Raw genomic sequence first — 20418 nt, 5'->3', positions numbered from 1 at the left:
TTGGGAGGAATTTAATTATGCCACATGTATACGAGGGACATTTAGTATCAGAAGGCTTGCGTTACGGAATCGTTGTTGGAAGGTTTAATGAATTTATTGCGAGCAAGCTGCTTAGCGGAGCGCTTGATGCGTTTAAACGCCACGGCGCATTGGATAACGAGGTTGAGGTGGCTTGGGTACCGGGAGCTTTTGAAATTCCACTTATCGCGCAAAAGATGGCAGAGAGCGGCAAATACGATGCGGTTATTACGCTGGGTGCCGTTATTCGGGGATCAACACCGCATTTTGACTACGTGTGCAACGAGGCGGCCAAAGGAGTGGCGGCTGTTGGCTTGAAGACGGGCGTACCGACGATTTTTGGCGTATTGACGGTTGATTCCATTGAGCAAGCGATTGAGCGCGCAGGAACAAAAGCTGGAAATAAAGGGTACGAAGCTGCTGCCAGTGCAATAGAGATGGCTAATTTGACAAAATTGCTGCATAATTAAGCTTAAGGCTTGCAGCTCGTGCGAAGGGCCTCTGACAAGAGGCTCTTCTATTTTTAGCGTAAAGGATAGATGCTGCTCTTTGGCAGCTGTTGTTTACGCTTGCGAGTAGCGCGGCGATTTTATCGGAAGATTAGTCGGGAGGAAATGGCAGTGTCAGTGCTTTACAAGCTGGAATCTTTCGAAGGACCTCTGGATTTGCTGCTGCATTTGATTGATAAAGCAGAAATTGATATTCATGAGGTATCAATCAACGAGATTACAGATCAGTATATGGACTATTTGAATGCAATGACGGAGATGGAGCTTGAGGTGACCAGTGAGTTTCTCGTGATGGCGGCTACGCTGCTAGCCATTAAGAGCAGGCAGCTGCTGCCGAAGCCGCCCGTGTTTGAGGAGGAATATGAGGACTGGCCAGATGATGGCCTTGACCCGCGCGATGAGCTCATTCAGAAGCTCGTTGAATATCGCAAATTCAAGCAAATTGCCGAGCAGCTGCGGGAGAAGGAAATGCAGCGGAGCCTCGTTTTTTCGCGTGAGCCGGAGGACATGACCCCCTTCTTGCAGGAGCAGGACATTAACCCGCTTGAGGGGCTGCATGTGTCTGATCTGGTGGCGGCTTTTCAGCGTGCGCTCAAAAAGGCGGCAAGGCGCCAATTTGTAGCGACCGTGCAGCGGGATGAAATATCCGTAAAGGATCGGATTCGCGACATTGTAGAGGTGCTGCGGCAGTTTGAGACGGTGCAGTTTTCAAAGCTGATTCGTGAAAATATGGACAGGCATGAAATCGTCGTTACGTTTTTGGCAATTTTGGAGTTGATGAAGATGAAGCATATTCGTTGTTTTCAGCATCAGCTGTTTGATGATATTGTAATTCATTGGAGAGGGGATGCGGAGGACAGTGGATTATCAGAAATTGAAGTCGATTATTGAGGGCCTGCTGTTCATGGCAGGCGATGAAGGGCTGACCAAGCGGCAAATTGCCGATATTATGCAGTTTGATGCCGAGCTTGCTGCCGATTTGGTATATGAGCTGCATCGGGATTTGGCCAGGGAGGAGCGAGGCGTTCAGGTGACGGAGGTTGCCGGTGCTTATCGGCTGACGACTCATCCTGATCATGCCGCTTATTTTGAGCGAATGGCCTACACGCCTACACGTTCGCAGCTGTCGCAAGCAGCGCTGGAGACATTATCTATCGTGGCTTACCGCCAGCCCATTACCCGTATTGATATTGAGGAAATTCGCGGTGTCAAAACCGATAGAGCGATTCAGTCGCTCGTCTCCAAAGATTTAATTGAAGAGGTTGGACGCGCGGAAGCGATTGGTCGTCCTATTTTGTATGGCACGACCAAAGCGTTTCTGGATTATTTTGGACTGCCAAGTATTAAAGCTTTGCCAGAGCCGAAGCATGTCGATGTGGAGGACGCCCTTGAAGAGCAGACACAAATGCTGTTTGAACGCATCGGCGAACGGCAAATGACGATTGACGAGATTCCGCCGAATTAATCAGGCTTGCAGAGAATGAGATTTGACCGCCGGGTCATACTATATTCAACCCATAATAGGAAAACGGAGGAAGCACGATGCCCGGAAACCTTTACGGCTTGATGACGGCGGCAGGTCTCTTTTTTTTGTTCTTATTGCTGCTTGCCCTTGCTTCGCCGGTGCGTGTATATGGAAAGCTTAGAAGGAAGGGCGAGCTTGACCATATTGATGTGCGAATTGTAGGGCTCTATGGACTGCTGCATTATAAGGTGAAGATCCCGCAATTGAAATTGCAGGGAGCTACAATCCGGCTGCATGAGCAAATTAGCACCAAGCAGGCAGGCGTGGAGCATTCCAAGGAGCAGCAGGGGAAAATTGACGCCGAAAATGTACAGCGATTTATTGAGAAAATGAAGCATGCGCTGGAGGTAACCGAAAATTTGCGAGGCTGGGTCAGGCAGCTGCTGAAAAAGGTGCAATTGACCGAATGGAAATGGTCGACAACGGTAGGCGTTGGGGACGCGATGTGGACAGCCATGACGACTGGGGCTGTATGGTCGATTAAAACGACGATGCTGGGTGTCATATCACAGTTCGTTTTGCTTAAAGCCGATCCGGTGCTTCAAGTGCAGCCGGTGTACCAAGGGACTTATTTTCAGACGGAATGGCAATGTACGGCCAAGCTTAGTATGTTCCATGCGGTAAAATCTGGCCTTAGCTTGCTATTCAGACTCAAAAAAGGCTCGCATGGCCTCCAAATGTGGCACCAAATATTGTTCAAATAAGGGATAAGTATAGCTGTATATGCCGTTTCACCTCCGTACATACAATGCGGGGCTGCGGGAAACATTATTAGCGTAGCCTGCATTAAATTGATTTGTACAATTAGGAGGAGATGTCGTGCACGAGCATCCAATACAAGGCCTTATGCAAACAGCAATGGAAAATATTAAAGAAATGGTCGACGTCAACACCATTGTTGGCGACCCTGTACAGACACCGGATGGCAGCATCATTATGCCGATCAGCAAAGTAGGCTTCGGCTTTGTCGCCGGGGGCAGTGACATGCGGTTCAGCGGTGACAGTTCCGCTTCGTCGAGCAGCTCCGATGACAGCCACAAGGCGACAATAGCTGCGCCATTCGGCGGAGGAAGCGGGGGAGGCGTATCGATCACGCCAATTGCCTTTCTCGTTGTTGGCACCCAAGGCGTCAAAATCGTGCCGCTCGATAATAACACGCATCTGCTGGAGCGAATTATTGATTCGACACCCTATGTATTCGATAAGGTGCAATCCATGATTCGCAGCTCGTCTGGTGGCACGAGCCAATTAGCAGGCACGAATATGAATTCAGGGTACATGAGCACAACAGACACAACCATTATTTAAGGCCAAGGCTGCCCGCAAGGGCAGTTTTTCGTTTAAAGGATAACATTCGATGAGCCGAGTCAATAAAATACCGTTCTTTTTTACACGAGAGGGATGTGGCTTTGCTGAGAAGGGCATAGGTCAGCTACACTTTACAGTCTTATTTTTACGAGACAAGCATATAGTGTACAAGGTGTTCAAAAGTTTGTGGGTAAGGAAAGTGTACTCCCTTGTTTGGTAAATTTACAAATTAGGAAAGGGGCCGCGAACAATGATTAGCAATGTAAAAATAGCTCGTATATCGCTCTTGTTTGGTTTGGCGTTCTGTTTGTTAGGGACAAGCCTGCCAGCGTCAGGCTACGCGGCTGAACCAGAACCGCTAAGCACACATGCATCAGCATCGGCGCTGATTGATGTCACCTCGGGCAGATTGCTCTACAGCGAGGACGGAGACAAGCCGATGCTTATAGCCAGCCTAACCAAAATTATGACGGCTATTGTAGCGATAGAGCATGGCAACCTGTCAGGCACCGTCAAGACGGGCAAGCGTGCGGTAGGCAAGGAAGGCTCCTCGATTTATTTGCAGCTTAATGAGGAAATGAAATTGCAGGACATGCTCTATGGCCTCATGCTGCGCTCGGGAAATGATGCAGCAACCGCAATTGCCGAGCATGTCGGCGGTTCAGAGGAAGGGTTCGTTGTGCTGATGAATGAAAAGGCTGCTTTTCTGGGAATGACGAACTCCCAATTTAAAAACCCGCATGGCCTTGATGAGAAGGGGCATTATTCCTCAGCCAACGATCTTGCTAAGCTGACTGCATATGCGCTCCGCAATCCTGTATTTGCCGAAATTGTCAGCACACCCGTCAAGCAGGTGCCAAATCCGCATGAGCAGTGGCAATATAAATGGGTGAACAAAAATAAAATGCTCCAAATGTATGAGGGCGCAGATGGCGTTAAAACTGGCTACACGAAGCAGGCGCTGCGTTGCCTTGTCAGCTCCGCTACCCGAGGCGGCCAGCAGCTGGCAGCTGTCACGCTGAGCGATGGAGATGATTGGGCGGATCACCGCCAAATGCTTGATTGGGGCTTCAAGCATTATCCATTAGCTCAATTAGCGGGCAAAGGACAAGCGCTTGCCGGCTATCCTTACGCTGTAGGGCAAAGCTTCAGTTACCCTCTAACGGAGGAGGAAAAAGGCCAGCTGACTTCACGACTTGTCGTGGTAAATAAAGCAACGACGCGTTATGCATTAGGCGAAAGAGGAACGCTGGAGTGGTATATGAATGAGGCGAAAATAGGAGCTGTGCCCATTTATGATACGGGAAGCAGCAGACTTACGCTTCCTGAGCGCAAAAAGGCAGAAGCGGATGTATTTTTCAACGATGGGGTTAGGAAAGAAAGTTATTTGGCAGCGGCTGGCGTAGCCATTCGGGCGTTATTTAGATGATATAAGCTTGCTATACCAAACTTAATTGAATCTGAAACGGCTGCTGCTTGAATATGCACAAAGCCGCCGTTTACGCTTGACTGCTTGGGGAGGCGGGAAGCATGGTTAATTTTATTTGGCTGTTTTTAATTGTCATTAGCGTCGTCGTTGGTGCTTTCAATGGCAAAATTGATGCAGTAGCGGGGGCAGCGTTCACAGGAGCGCAGGCTGGCGTGACGATCAGCTTCGGTCTGATCAGCATTATGGTGTTCTGGCTAGGAATGATGCGAATAGCGGAGGATGCAGGCCTGTTGAAAAAAATGGCAAAGCTGCTCGGCCCCATCGTTCGTTTGTTATTTCCGGATGTGCCCAAAAACCACCCGGCACTCGGTTATATTATGAGCAACCTGAGCGCCAACCTTTTCGGATTAGGCAACGCGGCAACGCCTATGGGCATTAAGGCGATGCAGGAGCTGCAAAAGCTGAACCCTGATCCGGCTGTCGCCACTCCAGCCATGTGCACGCTGCTCGCGTTAAATACATCCAGCATTACGCTGATTCCGACTACATTAATTGCCATTCGCATGAATTACGGCTCGGCGAATCCTGCGGAAATCGTCGGAACGACGCTCGCCGCTACGTGTATAGCTACCACTGCGGCGATTGTGGCTGATCGCTGGTGCCGGAGCAGGCAAAAGCCGCCTATTGTCAAAGGTCCGTCCCAGCCTCTTGCCCCAGCAGTCAAACCGGGAGCAGCGGCAGCATCGGGAGGAGGTGGCGGCGTTGCTTGACGCTTTTACAAGAGCATCGGCATGGCTCATACCTGCTATTATTGTATTTATTCCACTTTATGCGGCTTTTCGCAAAGTTCCCGTCTATGAGACATTTACTGAAGGGGCCAAGGATGGCTTCGGTACAGCCATTGCAATTATTCCCCATCTCGTCGGAATGATGGTCGCAATCAGCATGTTTCGTGCTTCGGGCGCGATGGATTTTATGAGTGGCGTCGTTCGCCCGCTGTTCGATTGGCTCAGCATACCTAGCGAGGTATTGCCGCTTGCAGTGCTTAGGCCGTTAACTGGAGCAGGGTCTCTTGCTTTTACCGCAGATCTGATTCAAACCTATGGGCCGGATTCAATGATTGGGCGAATTGCTTCTACGATTCAAGGAAGCACAGATACGACGCTTTATGTGCTGACCGTTTATTTTGGAGCGATTGGAATCCGAAAAACCAAATATGCCCTTAAAGTGGGCTTGTTTTCCGATCTGGTCGGTTTTTTAGCAGCAATTTTCATTTGCATGTACATATTCGGTTAACAGCGCTTGTGCTTTGCGCCTCATATCGTTATGATAAAGTTTGAGGTGAAAGTATTGGAACGTTTACAGAAAATATTAGCGCAAGCGGGCATCGCATCCCGGAGAAAATGCGAGGAAATGATTTTGGCTGGAGTGGTTGAAGTTAATGGCGAGAAAGTGACTGAGCTCGGTGTGAAAGCAGACCCTGCTGTTGATGTCATACTTGTGAATGGCAAGCCAATCCGAAATGAGAAAAAAGTATATGTGATGCTGAATAAGCCGAAGGGCGTTATTACGAGCGCGAGCGATCCGCAAGGCCGCAAAATCGTCTCCGATTATTTGCCAGGCATCAGGGAGCGCGTCTATCCGGTAGGTCGCTTGGACTACGATACGGAAGGGCTGCTGCTGCTCACGAATGACGGCGAGTTCGCCAATCTTCTGACCCACCCGAGCCATCATGTACCGAAAACCTATTATGCGACAGTAAAGGGCGTGCCGCACGGAACGCTGCTGGATCAATTGAAGAAGGGCGTTAAGCTGGAGGACGGCATGACTGCTCCTGCTGAGGTGGAGTATCAGGACGTGAATACGGAAGAAAACACATCAACTGTCCGTATTACGATCTATGAGGGCCGCAATCGTCAGGTTAGAAGAATGTTCGAAGCGATTAACCATCCAGTTGTTCGCTTGAGAAGGGTAAAGTTCGGCGAGTTGGGCCTGAACAATTTGGCAAGGGGGCAATTTCGCCATCTGACGCCTGTCGAGGTGAAGGAGCTGCGCGAGGCCGCCCGCAAGTCACATAAAGTTCATAAAAAGTAGACGGCGGCAGCGGCAATTGCCGCCAGCTTTTCGTTATAATGGATCTATCTATGTAGACACACTAACTGAAATGCAGGTGATGAAAGCTCTATGAAATCGTCACGCAAAATGATGCAAATTGTCATATTGACCGCCGTACTCATTATCGGGGGATATGCGATTGGAACAACTTTGTTTGCTTCCGATCAAGGCGGGGGCGTTCCGAAAGTGGGGGGAACACCTCCTGAGTTTAAGCTTGTAGATTTACAGGGCAACGTACACCAGCTGTCGGATTATAAGGGCAAAGCGATTGTCGTTAATTTCTGGGGAACCTTTTGCCCGCCATGCGTGAAGGAAATGCCGGAATTCGAACGTCAATTTGCTAAATGGCAAAAGGATGGCCTCGAAATTCTGGCTATTAATTTGAGCGAGGATACACTCACCGTTAACAATTTTGTCCATCAGTTTGAGCTGAACTATCCGATATTGCGGGATGTGGACCGGAAGACGGAGCGAGAGTACGGACTAAGATCGTATCCAACGACTTTTTTCGTTAAACCGGATGGTACAATTATGGATATTACGGTTGGTGGAATGACTGAGGCATATATTGATGAGCGAATAGAGAAGCTGTTAACGTATTAGGAGGTTTCTTCCGTGTTAGCTATACATAACACCAAGTGTGAATGCGGTCATCAGAACGCGGTTGGAACGGTGCTGTGCGAAAGCTGCGGCAAGCCGCTGATGGAGGACCAGCAGCAAAGCGAGCCGCTAGAAATGCGTTATGACGGCATTGCCCGGCGTTCGCAGAAAAAAAACCAAAATCCAATCGACCGGATTTGGAGTTTTTTTTCTTCCGTAAAAATTGCGATTTATTTAATAGTGCTGACGTTTCTCGGCGCTACTCTTGGAACGATTTACCCGCAGGAAAACACGTTTATTAACAATTTTGATATAGCGGCTTATTATGAAAGTACATATGGCACACCAGGCAAAATCTATCATATGCTAGGTTTGACGCACACGTACGAGTCCTGGTGGTTTATTACGCTGCTTGTAATGATTGGGACGTCACTCGTCATTTGCAGCCTGGATCGGATTTTGCCGCTTTATCGGGCGCTAAGCAAGCAGCAAATTCGCAAGCATCTACAGTTCATCAATCGGCAGAAGACGGTTTATTCCGCAAAGGTGGATGAGCCTGCCGAGGCATGGGTGGAGCAGTTTGCGGCTCAGCTAAAGCGGAAGCGCTATCGTGTTCATATGGACGGCTCCGCACTGCTTGCGGAGAAAAACCGATTTAGCAGATGGGGACCTTATATTAATCATATCGGCCTTATTTTGTTTCTGCTGTCGATACTCGCCCGCAGCCTGCCCGGCTGGCAAATGGACAGCTATATAACGATAGCTGATGGAGCGACTGTACCAATAGAAGGCACCAACTATTATGTTAAAAATGAAAAGTTTACCGTTGACTTTTATACGGATGACGAGCTTCCGCCGGAGCTGAAGGGACAGGCTAGGGCGAAGCTTTATGAAACGGCGGCTGTGCTTTATACGTGTACAAGCGGCTGCGAGGCTGGCGAGACGCCGGTGCTGGAGGAAGTAGCGAAGCATAATATTATCGTCAACAGCCCGCTGAATTACAAAGGCTTGAAGCTTTATCAGTTTGACTTCGATCTGACGCCGAGGCTCATAAGCGTCAAGCCTATGCTGATCAACAAAGAGACGGGCGAGAAATACGGGCCGTTCGAGTTGACGATGAAGGATGCTGCGCTGAATTATGAGCTTGGCCCATACAAAATGCGGCTTATTGCCAATTACATGGACTTTGCAGTTGGCGAGAACGGCGAACCGACGACGCTCGGGCGTGAACCAAATGCACCAGCATTCGTCTTTCTGATTACCGGTCCGGGACTCCCTGAAGCGGGACAGCCTTATATGTATTTTCCGATGCAGAAGGACAAGGAGAAGTTTGGGCAGGATCAAATTAATGGCGCATTAGCAAGCAAGTTTGAGATCAAGGTTGACGGGATGCAAAATGTCAACTTCTCAGAAGCTTCTACCTCGCTTAATGTTCGTGTGGACAAGGCGCTGGATTTTGTCTGGGTCGGTGCAGCTATATCCATGATCGGCTTGTTGATGGGCTCATACTGGCAGCATCGTAGAATTTGGCTGCGCATTGACGATGGTCAGCTTTCGCTTGGCGCACACACGAATAAAAACTGGTATGGCATGCGGTCGGATGTGGCAGGCGCGCTTCAAAAGATTGGCGTGACCGTAGATCCAAAGTCGCTAGATAACGGAGGGAATAACGCGTGAGTTTAGTTGATTTGAGCAGTGATGCTTTTATAGCCGCTTTTTTTCTGTATTGCTTTGCCTTTTTATTTTATGTCATTGCGATTGCGGGTAAAAAGTGGAGCAATCGCGATCCGTTTCAGCATGAGAAGCGCTGGGGAAGCATTGCGTTTATCATCTCAAGCTTGGGGCTGGCAGCCCATCTGACCTTCTTTTTCACAAGATGGGCAGGAAGCGGCCAAATTCCAACGAGTAATATGTACGAATTTATGACGTTTCTCGGCATGGCGATCATGATTGCGTTTACGATTATATATGCCATTTATCGTAAAGCGCTGCTGGGCATGTTCTCCCTGCCGCTAACCGTTATTATCGTAGCTTATGCCTCGGTTTTTCCACAGGAGGTTCAGCCGCTAATTCCAGCGCTTAACTCCATATGGCTCAAAGTACATGTCACGACAGCTGCGCTTGGCGAAGCCTTTTTCGCCGTCGGTTTTGCTGCCGGACTTATGTATTTGCTGCGGGTTGTTGATTTCAATAGCGAGACGAAGGAAGCGCGGAGATCGCGTTTTTGGGTAGAGTTCTCGCTATATACGATTGTTGTTATTATTGGTTTTCTGGTTGCGGTATTTGGTTTCCGCGCCGCAGGTTATGAAGCGCAGTTCTCACAGGAGATGTCGATAGTTGATTCCAAGGGAATGGAGTCGTCTAAAGTCGAAACGGTTAATTATACCCTGCCTCCGCTTGTGAAGCCTTATAACAGCCAGGTCGTCCATGCTGATAGCTTCCTTGGCATGACCGACACGAAGCTGGAGGCGCCATCTTGGATGAACGGCGTAAATGCAGGCCGCAAGCTCAATACGGTTATTTGGTCGATTATTGCTGGAACGATTCTGTACGGCTTGCTCCGCCTCGTATTCCGCAAGCCGCTGGGAGCCGTTATTCATCCGGTCATGGAGGGGGTAGACCCGGATGATCTGGATGAAATCAGCTATCGCGCCATTGCGATTGGCTTTCCGATTTTCACGCTCGGCGCGCTCATCTTTGCCATGATTTGGGCCAATATTGCATGGGGGCGGTTCTGGGGCTGGGACCCTAAGGAAGTTTGGGCGCTTATTTCCTGGCTTTATTACAGTGCTTATTTGCATTTCAGATTGTCGCGCGGTTGGCAGGGATTGCGTTCCTCCTGGCTCGCGGTCATTGGCTTCGTCGTTATACTGTTTACGCTTGTTGGTGTAAATCTGGTAATAGCGGGTCTTCATTCTTACGCGGGAACGAATTAATCGCGATTGGGAAAGGGGTTAGTGGATATGTCTAATTTCGCCAACCGAATTTTGGTTGTTGACGATGAAGAACGGATTCGCCGTTTGCTCAAAATGTATTTAGAAAAGGAAGGCTATGTCATTGATGAAGCGGAGGATGGGGAATCCGCTCTGCAAATGGCTACAGCTACGGACTACGCGCTGATTTTGCTCGACGTCATGCTTCCGGGCATTGACGGCGTGGAAATGTGCTCCCGCCTTCGTCAAGTGAAGGCGACGCCTGTCATTATGCTGACAGCGAAAGGCGAGGAAATGAATCGCGTACAAGGGTTTGAGGTGGGGGCTGACGATTATGTTGTTAAGCCATTTAGCCCGCGCGAAGTCATTTATCGGGTTAAGGCGATATTGCGCCGCTCCTCAGCCACTGCCTTTTTGACGAAGGAGGTCAATTCCAGCAACAATATCGTATTTCCGCATTTGGTCATTGAGCATGATGCTCACCGTGTAACAGCGGCAGGGCAGGAAGTAAGCTTGACGCCAAAGGAATATGAGCTGTTGCACTATTTGGCTGTTTCGCCAGACAAGGTGTTTTCCCGTGAGGAACTGCTTAAGGATGTATGGAACTATGAGTTTTTTGGTGATCTCCGAACCGTAGATACGCATGTCAAGCGTCTGCGCGAGAAGCTGAACAAAGTTTCGGGCGATGCAGCAGCCATGATTACAACGGTGTGGGGCGTCGGCTACAAGCTTGAGGTGCCAAAGTAATGAACTGGAGGAAGTATTCTCCTTTTCTATTGTGGCATAGCGTCGTAGGCAAGCTATGGGTGACGATTATTTTGCTTGTGGCGGTTGTACTGCTGACGCTTGGCGTGTTTCTTGTTCCTTACATTGGGTATTTGTTTGAAAAGGATGCCAGCCATGAAGTAATGCTGCTGTTCGTCATCGTTGCAGTCATTGGTTTTCTGATGTCTACGTTTTTTGCCTTCTTTCTATCGCGCAAAATTCAGCAGCCGTTATTGGAGCTGAAGGAGGCTGCTGATTCCATTTCGCAAGGGAATTATCAGATGCGGGTGAAAATTCGCTCAAATGATGAAATTGGCGAGCTGGCGAATACGTTCAATCATATGACTGAGCAGGTCGATAAGCTCATTCATGATCTAAATCATGAGAAGGAGCATTTGTCGAGCATTTTGCGCAGCATGGGTGACGGTGTAATAACATTCGATGCTGAAGGCGAAATCATTTTAACAAATCCGCCGGGACATTTGCTTATAAACCGCTGGGCTGAGCTTAATCAGGAGTGGGGCGATGCTTTTTACGATAGCACAAAGCCCTACTCTTCTGTTCCTGGGCCGCTGCTTGATATATTCGAGAAGGTTATGGACGAAGGCCGCGATGTTTCGAATAAAGTATACGTGCACAACAGCATGTGGTCGGTCGTGATGGCTCCGCTGCTGCGCGAGGGCGTTGCCCGTGGAGCGGTCGCCGTTATTCGAAACGTGACGGAGGAGCATAAGCTGGAGAAGCTGCGGCGGGACTTTGTGGCGAATGTTTCGCATGAGATTAGAACGCCTCTTTCGATGATGCAAGGCTACAGCGAAGCGCTGCTTGATGATATTGTGGCATCTCCAGAGGAGCGTAAAGAGCTTGTACAGGTCATATATGATGAATCACTGCGTATGGGCCGGCTAGTCAATGATTTTCTGGATATGGCGCGCATGGAGGCTGGGCATGTGGAGTTGAACTTGCGGCAGGTCGATTTGCTGCAAATTATAAGGCGTGTGCATCGCAAGTTCCAAGTATTTGCCAAAGAACGGGAAGTCATGTTTAAGACAGAGCTGCCTGATCTACCGCTCTTGCTGCTAGGGGCGGATGAAGATCGGCTAGAGCAGGTGCTGACCAATTTGCTGGATAATGCGCTGCGGCATACGCCGCTGGGCAAGTCCGTGACCATTGCGGCAAGCCAAATGACGATTAATCAGACCCCTTTTATTCAAATGCAAATTAAAGATGAGGGTCAGGGCATTCCTAGCGAGGATTTGCCATATATTTTCGAACGGTTTTATAAAGCGGACAAATCGCGCAAGCGAGGCACCTCTGTTGGAACGGGTCTCGGCCTTGCGATTGTCAAAAATATTATAACCCAGCATAATGGGCAAATCGAAGTAGACAGCATACTCGGCAAAGGCACGACCTTTACGCTGTTGCTGCCTGTCGAAACGAAGCATTAGCTGTCAAGGCGCTCCTGTCGGAGCGCTATTTTTTGTTGAAAAGAAGCATTAAATCTTGTTGCTCGTGAAACATTTTCATAAATGAATAGAGCTTGATTGAAAAGCAAAAACCCCTAAGTGGTCAATAAAGAACACGTAGGGGTTTCTTGCATAAGCTTAAAGTCTTTATTAAATTTTGATTTCTTTTGCAGTGTTCAGTTCAGTTAAATTTGTAAGCTGCTCAAGAACCTCTTTCGGTGTTCCTTTGTCAACACGCAGCACCATAATCGCGGAGCCGCCCTCCAGCTGACGACCCACCTGCATCGTTGCGATGTTCACGTCATTCGTGCCCAGCAGCGTACCTACGCGACCGATAATACCTGGTTTATCGTTATGCGAGATCAGAATCAGGTTGCCTTCTGGTGTAACATCGACAGGGAAGTTGTCAATTTGCACAATGCGAGGACCGTAACCTGTAAGAAGTGTACCTCCAACGACGCGATCTTCCTTCTTCGTGCGCAGCGATACGGTTACGAGATTCGTAAAGTCCTTCGAAATATGCGATTTTTGAACGACAATGTTGACGTCGCGTTCTTTCGCAAGGTGCAAAGAGTTGACAATATTAACTTGCTCTGTGCCAAGGTGATGGGACAGAATGCCTTTGACAACGTAGCGAGTCAATGGCTGTGTATCTACTTCCGCAAGGTCACCCGAGTAGCCGACAACGATTTCCTGTACAGGCCCGTCTGTCATTTGGGCAATAAAGCTGCCCAGCTTTTCTCCAAGTATGAAATACGGTTGAAGCTTGCTTTGCAGGCCAGCCGGAATTGGCGGCATGTTGACTGCATTGCTGAACGGCTCATCACGCAAAATGTGCAGCACCTGCTCCGAAACATCAATCGCAACATTTTCTTGGGCCTCTACTGTCGATGCGCCAAGGTGAGGCGTTACGATAATTTTCGGATGCTTCAGGAATGGGTGGTCCTCAGCAGGAGGCTCTACTTCGAATACGTCGAAAGCGGCTCCAGCAACGATGCCTTGATCAATTGCATCAACCAAAGCAATTTCATCAATGATGCCGCCGCGAGCGCAGTTAACGATACGCATACCAGGCTTCATAACAGCAAATTGGTTTTTGCCAATCATATGATGAGTCTCTGGTGTAAGCGGGGTGTGCACGGTCATAAAGTCCGCGTTACGGACAATTTCTTCCACCGATGCGAGCTTAATGCCAAGCTTCTCTGCACGTTCCTCCGTCATAAACGGATCGTAGCCGAGAATGTCCATGCCGAAAGCTTTAGCACGTTTTGCAACCTCGCTGCCAATACGGCCCATGCCAAGAACGCCAAGTACCTTGTTGCGAAGCTCTACGCCAAGGAAGGATTTGCGATCCCAAACGCCATTGACCGTTTTCATATACGCTTGAGGGATATGGCGGGCTACAGCCATCATCATGGCAAAAGTATGCTCGCAGGTTGTAATCGTATTGCCGTCAGGTGCGTTAATAACGATGATTCCGCGCTGGGTTGCAGCTTCCAGATCAATATTGTCTACGCCAACGCCTGCGCGTCCAACGACTTTCAGAAGCTTGCCAGCTTCCATAATGCGCGCTGTTACACGCGTTTGGCTGCGAACGAGCAGAGCGTCATATTCGCCAATAATGGCGACGAGCTCGTCCTCGCTTAAACCTGGTTTTTTATCGACAATGATATCTTCCGCGTCTACAAGCTGTTGGATGCCCAGATCGCTGATAGGATCGGATACTAGCACTTTAAACATAAGTAGATTGCCCCCTAAAATTTTTGCGATTGTAAAATCATTTCGTAAGCTACAACAGGTGTGATACTAAAATAAAAACCGCCCTTGCACACGGATGCATGTGAGGCGAGAGTTTCATATCATCAAACGGCTGCTCGAATCATGTCGAACGAACAGAAAGGATAGCCTTTATCATTTTAAAGCATTAACATGGACAATTGCAATCCTCAAACTTGATCAAATGTGAAATTTTTTGATATGATTCATGCATTGCCTGCTTAAATAGATAAAGGGGAGAGACGAAACATGAGCAATTGGGAAGAGATCGAAGCGAATGCTTTTTTGCAGCTTTTGGAGAAAGGGCAGATAGAGGCAGCGCAAGTCATTGATGTTCGTGAGTCATTTGAATGGGATTATTATCATCTGGAGCAGTCCACGCTTATACCGATGAATACAATCCCTCAGCAATTGGGACAATTAGCGGATGACAAGCCGCTTTATATCGTATGCGCACATGGTGTTCGCAGCGCAAATGTATGCGGATATTTAGAAAAACAGGGCTATGGCAGCCTCCTCAATGTGACGGGAGGAATGGCGGCCATTGCCCTGCTTCAAGGGTTCCAATACGATTAGCGCAAGCGGTTCGCTTAAGACGAGGTCTTGGTGAAGAAAGGCAGCAGCGGCAGCACTTCCTTGCTGTACATTTGCTCTGAGCCGCTGCTGTAGTCGCCGCTGCGTACTGCGGCTGTATTTATTAACAGCTCAGCAATGGCAGCGATGGAGCGGATTTTCATTTTTTCCGCTTGCCCCGTCTTAATGAATTCATCGATTCGGATAACCAAATCCTGTGGATAGTAATTTGTTAGCTGCTTTTGTGACAGCAAATGGTCCGCCATTAGTTTGTTTTTCACAATGAGGGGCAATTTGTTCCACTTGCTAATTTCCAAAATATTTGGGAATTTGTATTCGTTAGGAATATCACTATTTACACCAGCCCCCCATTTCATCATCGCGCTGTAATACGATTGCTGCGAGGACAGGGTTTGCTTCACGGCTGCTTGGTAAATGGAATCGTCATCAACGGCTGCGATGAGCTTGGCAGAATTGAGCGTCTTCGCTTTGTTTGCTGCTTTAGTAGACGTTTGCTCAAACAATTCAAGGCTTTTAATGACGCTCGCCTGTGCTTCACCGAGCAGTGGCGATTGCTGCATATTGAAGGAGGCGACCTCGGCTGCCGTTTTCTTGGCTAGCTTGGACAAATCCTTGAAAAGGGCAATGCCATCAGCAGAATCATCCTGCTCAAGCTTCTTCATCGCATTGAACCATTCGTTTTGGAATTCACGGTAGGGCAGAAATACAGTATGATAGTAGGAGACGAGATCTTGCTGCTGATAAGGAGTCGACTTGGCTTTTGCCTCACTGTTTAGCTGTTTCATTTCGTAGCTGTTTTTTGTCTGCTCACTGCCGTACTGTACACCGTAGAAAAATGCGCCAACTGCGCAAACCAGCATGAAAATAAAACCTATGCTGTAAAACATGGCGGAACGGGTTAGCTGCTTTTCCATAACAAAACTCCCTTTTTATGTATGTATTCATTATTGCTCTCTTTTGCAGCCTGTGCGTACAGGTGAATTTACTTCAAAAATACGAACCTCCAGGACGGGCGGGAAGTTATGAAAAAATTCGACATCCGTAAAATACGAGTGCGCAAGGTGACCGTTGACGAGCTTGACGATCGCATGCTGCTCATTAATTTGTACATGACGCAAGCACTTACTTTTATTATCGGCTTGATATGGATTTTATTTCAGCGTCAAAGCATAATTACTTTATTTCATTTTCCGAAAGAGCTAGCTGTCGTATGGTTTGGACTAGGCTTGGCGGCGGTTGTACTGCTTGTAGATTTGTCTATATCCCGTTTTGTCCCTGATGAAGCAACCGATGATGGCGGTGTGAATGACCGGATTTTCCGCGAACGCCCAATTTGGCATATTATCGTATTGTCGTTTGTCGTCTCAGTATGTGAAGAGCTGCTTTTTAGGGGGGCTCTGCAACATGCGTTTGGGCCGTATTGGACAAGCATTATTTTTGCAGCCATTCATGTTCGGTATTTAAAGCATTGGATACCAACTGGACTTGTATTTTCCATAAGCTACGGCTTAGGATGGATTTATATCCAAACCGGCAGCTTGTGGGCCCCAATTCTTGCGCACTTTGCGATAGATATGATTATGGGCTTTATTATAAGATTCAGGAGGGAACCGAAAGGGCAATTATGAGCAGGGTACAAAAATTCGGGAAAGCCGCGCGCAAGGGACCGTCGCCCGAGAGAACGGAAGCTCCCCGAACGGATGAAGAGGGAAGGGAAATCCTTCCCCCTAGACGGAAAAAGTTCCCATCGGGCGCCAGTAAAATAACGAGATGGTATTATAATGTTTTGTTTTTCCTCTTTGTGAGCTTGGTCGGCTTATTGTTCTGGTATGGAGTGAAATATGCGAATTAAGCTGCTGTAGCGGTTGCTGCTCCAGCGCATTAATTCGTTTGCCCCGTATCAATTGTTGCCGGATCAATGAAGCCATAGCCCTCGTCTTCAAGCTGCGTCAGCAGCTTGTCAAGCGCTTCAGCGGTCCAGGCCAGCTCATGCATTAAAATGTTGGCGCCCGGATGGAGCTGCTCCATCACATTCGCGACAACTTTATTAGGATCTCCGGGAGATTTCTGCTCCCAATCAAGCGAACCGTTGGACCACGTCATGTACAGCATGCCGTGGTTTTTGACGATTTCTTTGACGCTATCGTTGCCGGATCCGTAAGGCGGGCGGAAAAACTTCGGCGCTTCGCCAGTTAGCTCCATGACACTAGCCTGAACATCAGCAACCTGCTGCTCCACTTTAGCGGCAGATTCTTTTTTTAAATTGATATGGTCCCAGGAATGGTTGCCGATCGTCTGTCCGCGCTCATGAATGAGCGAAAGCAATTCAGGATTCGCTTTCACCCGATAGCCGTTTACGAAAAAAATCGCTTTGGCCTTATGCTTATCGAGCGTATCGAGCAGGCTGGTCAGCACCTCCTTGTTGTGCGGCCCATCATCAAAGGTCAGCAGTACGACTTTGTCCGGCGTTGCTTGTTCTAATGGTTTAAAGCGGTATACGCTGTCCATTTTGTACAGCTTGGCTGCTGCTTCGCTTGGCAATGGTGTTGCCTCGGCTTCTGCACTGGGCGAGCCTGCTTGCTCATTTTGCTGAATTGCTGGAGAAGCGGGCTGCAATTGCTCAGGTGCTGGACTTTCCAGCGCCGCCTCACTTTCCTGCGGCAGGCTGCTGCCTGTAGGGACAGCCTGCTGGCTGCAAGCGGAAGCAACTAAAGCGGCTCCCAGAACAACAGTGAGCGCTGCGGTCATTCGTTTAAGCATAATGAACCTCCATATATATTGTAGTTGTCAATGGGTATTATTGTAGCATAATCAATAATGCTGTGTTTTGCAGCCTGCCGGATTTCCTTTATTAAGCAGGATAATTAAAGTCAGGCAAGCCACAATAAAAGGTGAAATCGAATATGGAATGGGGATTTTTTAGGCCCTAAATCAAGGAGGTTTTGTCCTACTATGAGGCTAAGAGGGTTTCTTCTCGGAGGGCTTGCCGGAGCAGCGGCTGCTCTCTATGTTGCCCGCAAGCGTCCAGGTACAGCTGCACTTGCAGCGGGCGTGCTTGCAAGCGCCTGCTCCTCGATCAGCAACAAGGCGACGTCTCTGTGGAACAACAATTGGACGCAAAAGGCTGTAAATACAGCCCCAAAGCGTACAGACGATACCGCCGGAAAATACGGCGACGGCTGGGTTCAGATTGAAGCAATGATGAACAGTGATCCGAAGCTGAAACAGCAAGCCGAGGAGATTATGGCGGAATCGTCGAACAAGACACATTAACCAACAGTTTCTGGAAGGAATCGTTTGAACGAGGCACTGAAAAAGTGCAGATTCGAACGATTCTTTTTGCCTATTTTAGGTGCAATCCGAGTATGAACATGATAAAGTAGTTACATAGTTTGATTTGACCATTTTGGTCACATCTTCTTATTAATTTCATACGCTGTTACAACAGATGCTGCAGAGGAGGATCCTGTCATGAAGATCGAACGACTTAGTCAGGACAAGATAAAAATATTTCTGACGTTCGACGACCTGCTGGAACGAGGGATCCAGAAGGACGACATGTGGCGCGAAATTCCAAAGGTGCACGAACTATTCAGTGAAATGATGGATCAAGCATACAGTGAACTTGGATTCGATGCCAGCGGACCGTTAGCGGTCGAAGTGTTTGCCCTGCCGGCCCAAGGTATGGTCGTGATTGTCACTCGCGGCAAAATGAACGGGAGCTCTGAAGAGAGAACTTCTGATGATGATGACGCAGATGACGAAATTTACGAAATGGAAGTGACGCTTGAGCAAAGCGATATCGTCATGTATTCCTTTCGGGATTTCGAGGATGTTATACAGGTTTGCAGACAGCTGCAAGCCGCTGCCCTGACAGAGGATGGGCGCCTGTATGCTTACAATAATAAATATATACTGGCGCTGGAACCGGCTTTGATTGAAACGTCCCGCCATAATGCCGTTATTGCCTTGCTGGCTGAATACGGTGAAGCCACATCGGTCACTTATGCGATGCTGGAGGAGTACGGGAAAGTCATTATGCCTTCCGAGGCTGTGAAGGAAATATGCACTCATTTTTTCAACTAGGCCTTGCTTGAGCGAAGAGGGAATCATGTACGGAGCATCTGCAGGAGTGTCGAGCCTGCTGATGCTCTTCTTCTTTTTGTGACGATAATAGGTATATCGGATGCGCTCGGAGCGTTGTATAATGAAGAGGGGCTGAATGTCCTTCATTTGTTGGACAAGCTGGATTCAAGCAGCATGCTGCTGGTGATGAATTCGAAATAGATATGAAATGGATATGCGGGTTGCCGCTTATGTGGCGATTAGCCTTAAAATAGAGGAAGCCTCCCTTTATCGGGGGCGGGTGCAACATGGGGGTGAACAACGACGATGACGTGGATTTCTGTCTTGACAGCTGCAGTGGCACCGGGAATCGCGCTGCTGACCTATTTATATTTAAAGGATAAATACGATACGGAGCCGATTCATATGGTCGTCCGGATGTTTTTGCTGGGTGTGCTGATCGTGCTGCCGATCATGGTTGTGCAGCGTGGCTTACAGCTGTGGTGGGGGGACAATCCGGTCGTTTTTTCCTTTGTGCAATCGGCTGGCGTAGAAGAGTTTATAAAATGGTTTGTGCTTTATCATTTTATTTATAATCATACGGAGTTTGACGAGCCTTATGACGGCATCGTTTATGCCGCCTCCATCTCGCTCGGATTTGCGACGCTCGAAAATGTGATGTATGCCTTCCTGACACCGGCCACGTTCGGATCGCTCATTATGAGAGCGCTGCTGCCGGTATCGGGGCATGCCCTATTCGGCATTATGATGGGCTATTATGTAGGCAAAGCAAAGTTCGAAAGCGATGGCAAAAAACGCAGAAATTATATCATTGTATCGTTTCTGCTGCCTATTGTGCTGCACGGCAGCTATGACTTGATCATGATTACGATGCGGTCCAGCTGGATCTGGTTCATCATTCCGTTTATGGCCGTGCTATGGGTCGTTGGGCTTCGAAAGATGCAGCGGGCCAATTCGCGCTCTCCGTTTCGTTTTTTGAAGAAGGAAGAAGAGGTTAAATTGTAACGATGCCGTCCATACTGACAGCTAGAGGAAATTTTTTTGATAAGCTGGAGGTAAGGATGGAAGCAGTCAGAGTGAAGGTGACTATTCGCTGCAATGTATGTGGCGAGAAGTTCGTTTTGCGCGGCAAGCGCGAAAGCAGCGGCGTGGATACGGGTTTCAAGCAATGCATCTGCAACAACATCGACGATCTTGATATTGAAGAACATACTTTCTAACCAAATTGAATGCATAAAGCTCCTTTCTGCAAACCAAACTAACACCAGGTTTGCACAAGAAAGGAGCTTTTTGT

The 20418-nt window shown here is 48.4% G+C and carries 23 protein-coding genes; 20 read left to right on the top strand and 3 right to left on the bottom strand.

Features of this window, described 5'->3' with window-relative positions; translation table 11 throughout:
- Positions 1–17 precede the first annotated feature (17 nt).
- The 14 genes from ribE (at position 18) to V5J77_RS15615 (ending at position 12650) form a co-directional block, all read left to right on the top strand.
- A complete protein-coding gene (ribE, locus tag V5J77_RS15680) occupies positions 18–488 on the top strand; it encodes a 6,7-dimethyl-8-ribityllumazine synthase (RefSeq protein ID WP_046231986.1) in 471 nt (156 codons plus the stop codon).
- Positions 489–638: 150 nt separating this feature from the next.
- Positions 639–1418, top strand: a complete 780-nt coding sequence (locus tag V5J77_RS15675) for a segregation/condensation protein A (protein WP_338551775.1) — start codon at positions 639–641, stop codon at positions 1416–1418.
- On the top strand, positions 1387–1992 hold the full coding sequence (gene scpB, locus V5J77_RS15670; protein WP_338551774.1) for an SMC-Scp complex subunit ScpB: 606 nt from the start codon (positions 1387–1389) through the stop codon (positions 1990–1992). The genes V5J77_RS15675 and scpB overlap by 32 nt, the downstream gene beginning before the upstream one ends.
- Before the next feature lie 77 nt (positions 1993–2069).
- Positions 2070–2756: a DUF2953 domain-containing protein gene (locus tag V5J77_RS15665; RefSeq protein WP_338551773.1), complete on the top strand. Its 687-nt coding sequence runs from the start codon at positions 2070–2072 to the stop codon at positions 2754–2756.
- 115 nt (positions 2757–2871) lie between these two features.
- Positions 2872–3360, top strand: a complete 489-nt coding sequence (gene ytfJ / locus V5J77_RS15660; protein ID WP_338551772.1) for a GerW family sporulation protein — start codon at positions 2872–2874, stop codon at positions 3358–3360.
- A gap of 250 nt (positions 3361–3610) precedes the next feature.
- Entirely contained in the window at positions 3611–4789 is a 1179-nt protein-coding gene (locus tag V5J77_RS15655) for a D-alanyl-D-alanine carboxypeptidase family protein (RefSeq protein ID WP_338551771.1), read from the top strand.
- Positions 4790–4890: 101 nt separating this feature from the next.
- Positions 4891–5559, top strand: coding sequence for a nucleoside recognition domain-containing protein (locus V5J77_RS15650; protein WP_338551770.1), 669 nt, complete (start codon positions 4891–4893; stop codon positions 5557–5559).
- Positions 5552–6085, top strand: coding sequence for a spore maturation protein (locus tag V5J77_RS15645; protein ID WP_338551769.1), 534 nt, complete (start codon positions 5552–5554; stop codon positions 6083–6085). The genes V5J77_RS15650 and V5J77_RS15645 overlap by 8 nt, the downstream gene beginning before the upstream one ends.
- A gap of 54 nt (positions 6086–6139) precedes the next feature.
- Positions 6140–6883 carry a pseudouridine synthase gene (locus tag V5J77_RS15640; protein ID WP_338551768.1) on the top strand — a complete coding sequence of 248 codons (744 nt, stop codon included), beginning with the start codon at positions 6140–6142 and terminating at the stop codon, positions 6881–6883.
- Between the two features lie 90 nt (positions 6884–6973).
- Positions 6974–7507, top strand: a complete 534-nt coding sequence (locus V5J77_RS15635) for a redoxin domain-containing protein (RefSeq protein ID WP_338551767.1) — start codon at positions 6974–6976, stop codon at positions 7505–7507.
- 12 nt (positions 7508–7519) lie between these two features.
- A complete protein-coding gene (locus V5J77_RS15630; protein WP_338551766.1) occupies positions 7520–9181 on the top strand; it encodes a cytochrome c biogenesis protein ResB in 1662 nt (553 codons plus the stop codon).
- The gene (gene ccsA / locus V5J77_RS15625; RefSeq protein WP_338551765.1) at positions 9178–10440 is read left to right on the top strand and encodes a cytochrome c biogenesis protein CcsA; all 1263 of its coding nucleotides are present in this window, start codon (positions 9178–9180) and stop codon (positions 10438–10440) included. The genes V5J77_RS15630 and ccsA overlap by 4 nt, the downstream gene beginning before the upstream one ends.
- A gap of 27 nt (positions 10441–10467) precedes the next feature.
- Positions 10468–11184 carry a response regulator transcription factor gene (locus V5J77_RS15620; protein ID WP_338551764.1) on the top strand — a complete coding sequence of 239 codons (717 nt, stop codon included), beginning with the start codon at positions 10468–10470 and terminating at the stop codon, positions 11182–11184.
- Positions 11184–12650, top strand: coding sequence for an ATP-binding protein (locus V5J77_RS15615; RefSeq protein ID WP_338551763.1), 1467 nt, complete (start codon positions 11184–11186; stop codon positions 12648–12650). The genes V5J77_RS15620 and V5J77_RS15615 overlap by 1 nt, the downstream gene beginning before the upstream one ends.
- A 168-nt stretch (positions 12651–12818) precedes the next feature.
- Here V5J77_RS15615 and serA read toward each other — a convergent pair whose 3' ends face one another.
- Positions 12819–14408 (bottom strand): phosphoglycerate dehydrogenase, encoded by a 1590-nt coding sequence (gene serA, locus V5J77_RS15610; RefSeq protein ID WP_338551762.1) that lies wholly within the window; start codon positions 14406–14408, stop codon positions 12819–12821.
- 285 nt (positions 14409–14693) lie between these two features.
- Between serA and V5J77_RS15605 the strand changes: the two genes are divergently transcribed.
- Entirely contained in the window at positions 14694–15020 is a 327-nt protein-coding gene (locus V5J77_RS15605) for a rhodanese-like domain-containing protein (protein WP_338551761.1), read from the top strand.
- Positions 15021–15034: 14 nt separating this feature from the next.
- Here the strand turns inward: V5J77_RS15605 and V5J77_RS15600 are convergent, their stop codons facing one another.
- A complete protein-coding gene (locus V5J77_RS15600) occupies positions 15035–15952 on the bottom strand; it encodes a hypothetical protein (protein ID WP_338551760.1) in 918 nt (305 codons plus the stop codon).
- Between the two features lie 108 nt (positions 15953–16060).
- On the opposite strand from V5J77_RS15600, the gene V5J77_RS15595 reads away from it, so the two are divergent.
- On the top strand, positions 16061–16666 hold the full coding sequence (locus V5J77_RS15595) for a CPBP family intramembrane glutamic endopeptidase (RefSeq protein WP_338551759.1): 606 nt from the start codon (positions 16061–16063) through the stop codon (positions 16664–16666).
- A 253-nt stretch (positions 16667–16919) separates the two neighbouring features.
- Here V5J77_RS15595 and V5J77_RS15590 read toward each other — a convergent pair whose 3' ends face one another.
- Positions 16920–17798, bottom strand: coding sequence for a polysaccharide deacetylase family protein (locus tag V5J77_RS15590; RefSeq protein WP_338551758.1), 879 nt, complete (start codon positions 17796–17798; stop codon positions 16920–16922).
- A 192-nt stretch (positions 17799–17990) separates the two neighbouring features.
- Between V5J77_RS15590 and V5J77_RS15585 the strand changes: the two genes are divergently transcribed.
- From V5J77_RS15585 to V5J77_RS15570, 4 genes are all read left to right on the top strand, one after another.
- Entirely contained in the window at positions 17991–18311 is a 321-nt protein-coding gene (locus V5J77_RS15585) for a hypothetical protein (RefSeq protein WP_338551757.1), read from the top strand.
- Positions 18312–18509: 198 nt separating this feature from the next.
- The gene (locus V5J77_RS15580) at positions 18510–19124 is read left to right on the top strand and encodes a genetic competence negative regulator (protein WP_046232007.1); all 615 of its coding nucleotides are present in this window, start codon (positions 18510–18512) and stop codon (positions 19122–19124) included.
- A 306-nt stretch (positions 19125–19430) separates the two neighbouring features.
- Positions 19431–20129 carry a glutamic-type intramembrane protease PrsW gene (gene prsW / locus V5J77_RS15575; protein WP_338551756.1) on the top strand — a complete coding sequence of 233 codons (699 nt, stop codon included), beginning with the start codon at positions 19431–19433 and terminating at the stop codon, positions 20127–20129.
- A gap of 56 nt (positions 20130–20185) precedes the next feature.
- On the top strand, positions 20186–20344 hold the full coding sequence (locus V5J77_RS15570) for a hypothetical protein (protein WP_338551755.1): 159 nt from the start codon (positions 20186–20188) through the stop codon (positions 20342–20344).
- Positions 20345–20418: the final 74 nt, after the last annotated feature.

Source organism: Paenibacillus sp. KS-LC4, assembly GCF_036894955.1.
Classification (GTDB): Bacteria; Bacillota; Bacilli; order Paenibacillales; family Paenibacillaceae; genus Pristimantibacillus.
This window is presented reverse-complemented; position numbering and strand designations above follow the sequence as displayed.

Bases quoted from the DNA above. Each gene is read 5' to 3' on its own strand.
- ribE (WP_046231986.1), top strand. From the start codon at position 18: ATGCCACATGTATACGAGGGACATTTAGTATCAGAAGGCTTGCGTTAC.
- V5J77_RS15665 (WP_338551773.1), top strand. From the start codon at position 2,070: ATGCCCGGAAACCTTTACGGCTTGATGACGGCGGCAGGTCTCTTTTTT.
- V5J77_RS15655 (WP_338551771.1), top strand. From the start codon at position 3,611: ATGATTAGCAATGTAAAAATAGCTCGTATATCGCTCTTGTTTGGTTTG.
- V5J77_RS15650 (WP_338551770.1), top strand. From the start codon at position 4,891: ATGGTTAATTTTATTTGGCTGTTTTTAATTGTCATTAGCGTCGTCGTT.
- V5J77_RS15635 (WP_338551767.1), top strand. From the start codon at position 6,974: ATGAAATCGTCACGCAAAATGATGCAAATTGTCATATTGACCGCCGTA.
- V5J77_RS15620 (WP_338551764.1), top strand. From the start codon at position 10,468: ATGTCTAATTTCGCCAACCGAATTTTGGTTGTTGACGATGAAGAACGG.
- V5J77_RS15615 (WP_338551763.1), top strand. From the start codon at position 11,184: ATGAACTGGAGGAAGTATTCTCCTTTTCTATTGTGGCATAGCGTCGTA.
- serA (WP_338551762.1), bottom strand. From the start codon at position 14,408: ATGTTTAAAGTGCTAGTATCCGATCCTATCAGCGATCTGGGCATCCAA.
- V5J77_RS15605 (WP_338551761.1), top strand. From the start codon at position 14,694: ATGAGCAATTGGGAAGAGATCGAAGCGAATGCTTTTTTGCAGCTTTTG.
- V5J77_RS15600 (WP_338551760.1), bottom strand. From the start codon at position 15,952: ATGGAAAAGCAGCTAACCCGTTCCGCCATGTTTTACAGCATAGGTTTT.
- V5J77_RS15595 (WP_338551759.1), top strand. From the start codon at position 16,061: ATGAAAAAATTCGACATCCGTAAAATACGAGTGCGCAAGGTGACCGTT.
- V5J77_RS15590 (WP_338551758.1), bottom strand. From the start codon at position 17,798: ATGCTTAAACGAATGACCGCAGCGCTCACTGTTGTTCTGGGAGCCGCT.
- V5J77_RS15585 (WP_338551757.1), top strand. From the start codon at position 17,991: ATGAGGCTAAGAGGGTTTCTTCTCGGAGGGCTTGCCGGAGCAGCGGCT.
- V5J77_RS15580 (WP_046232007.1), top strand. From the start codon at position 18,510: ATGAAGATCGAACGACTTAGTCAGGACAAGATAAAAATATTTCTGACG.
- prsW (WP_338551756.1), top strand. From the start codon at position 19,431: ATGACGTGGATTTCTGTCTTGACAGCTGCAGTGGCACCGGGAATCGCG.
- V5J77_RS15570 (WP_338551755.1), top strand. From the start codon at position 20,186: ATGGAAGCAGTCAGAGTGAAGGTGACTATTCGCTGCAATGTATGTGGC.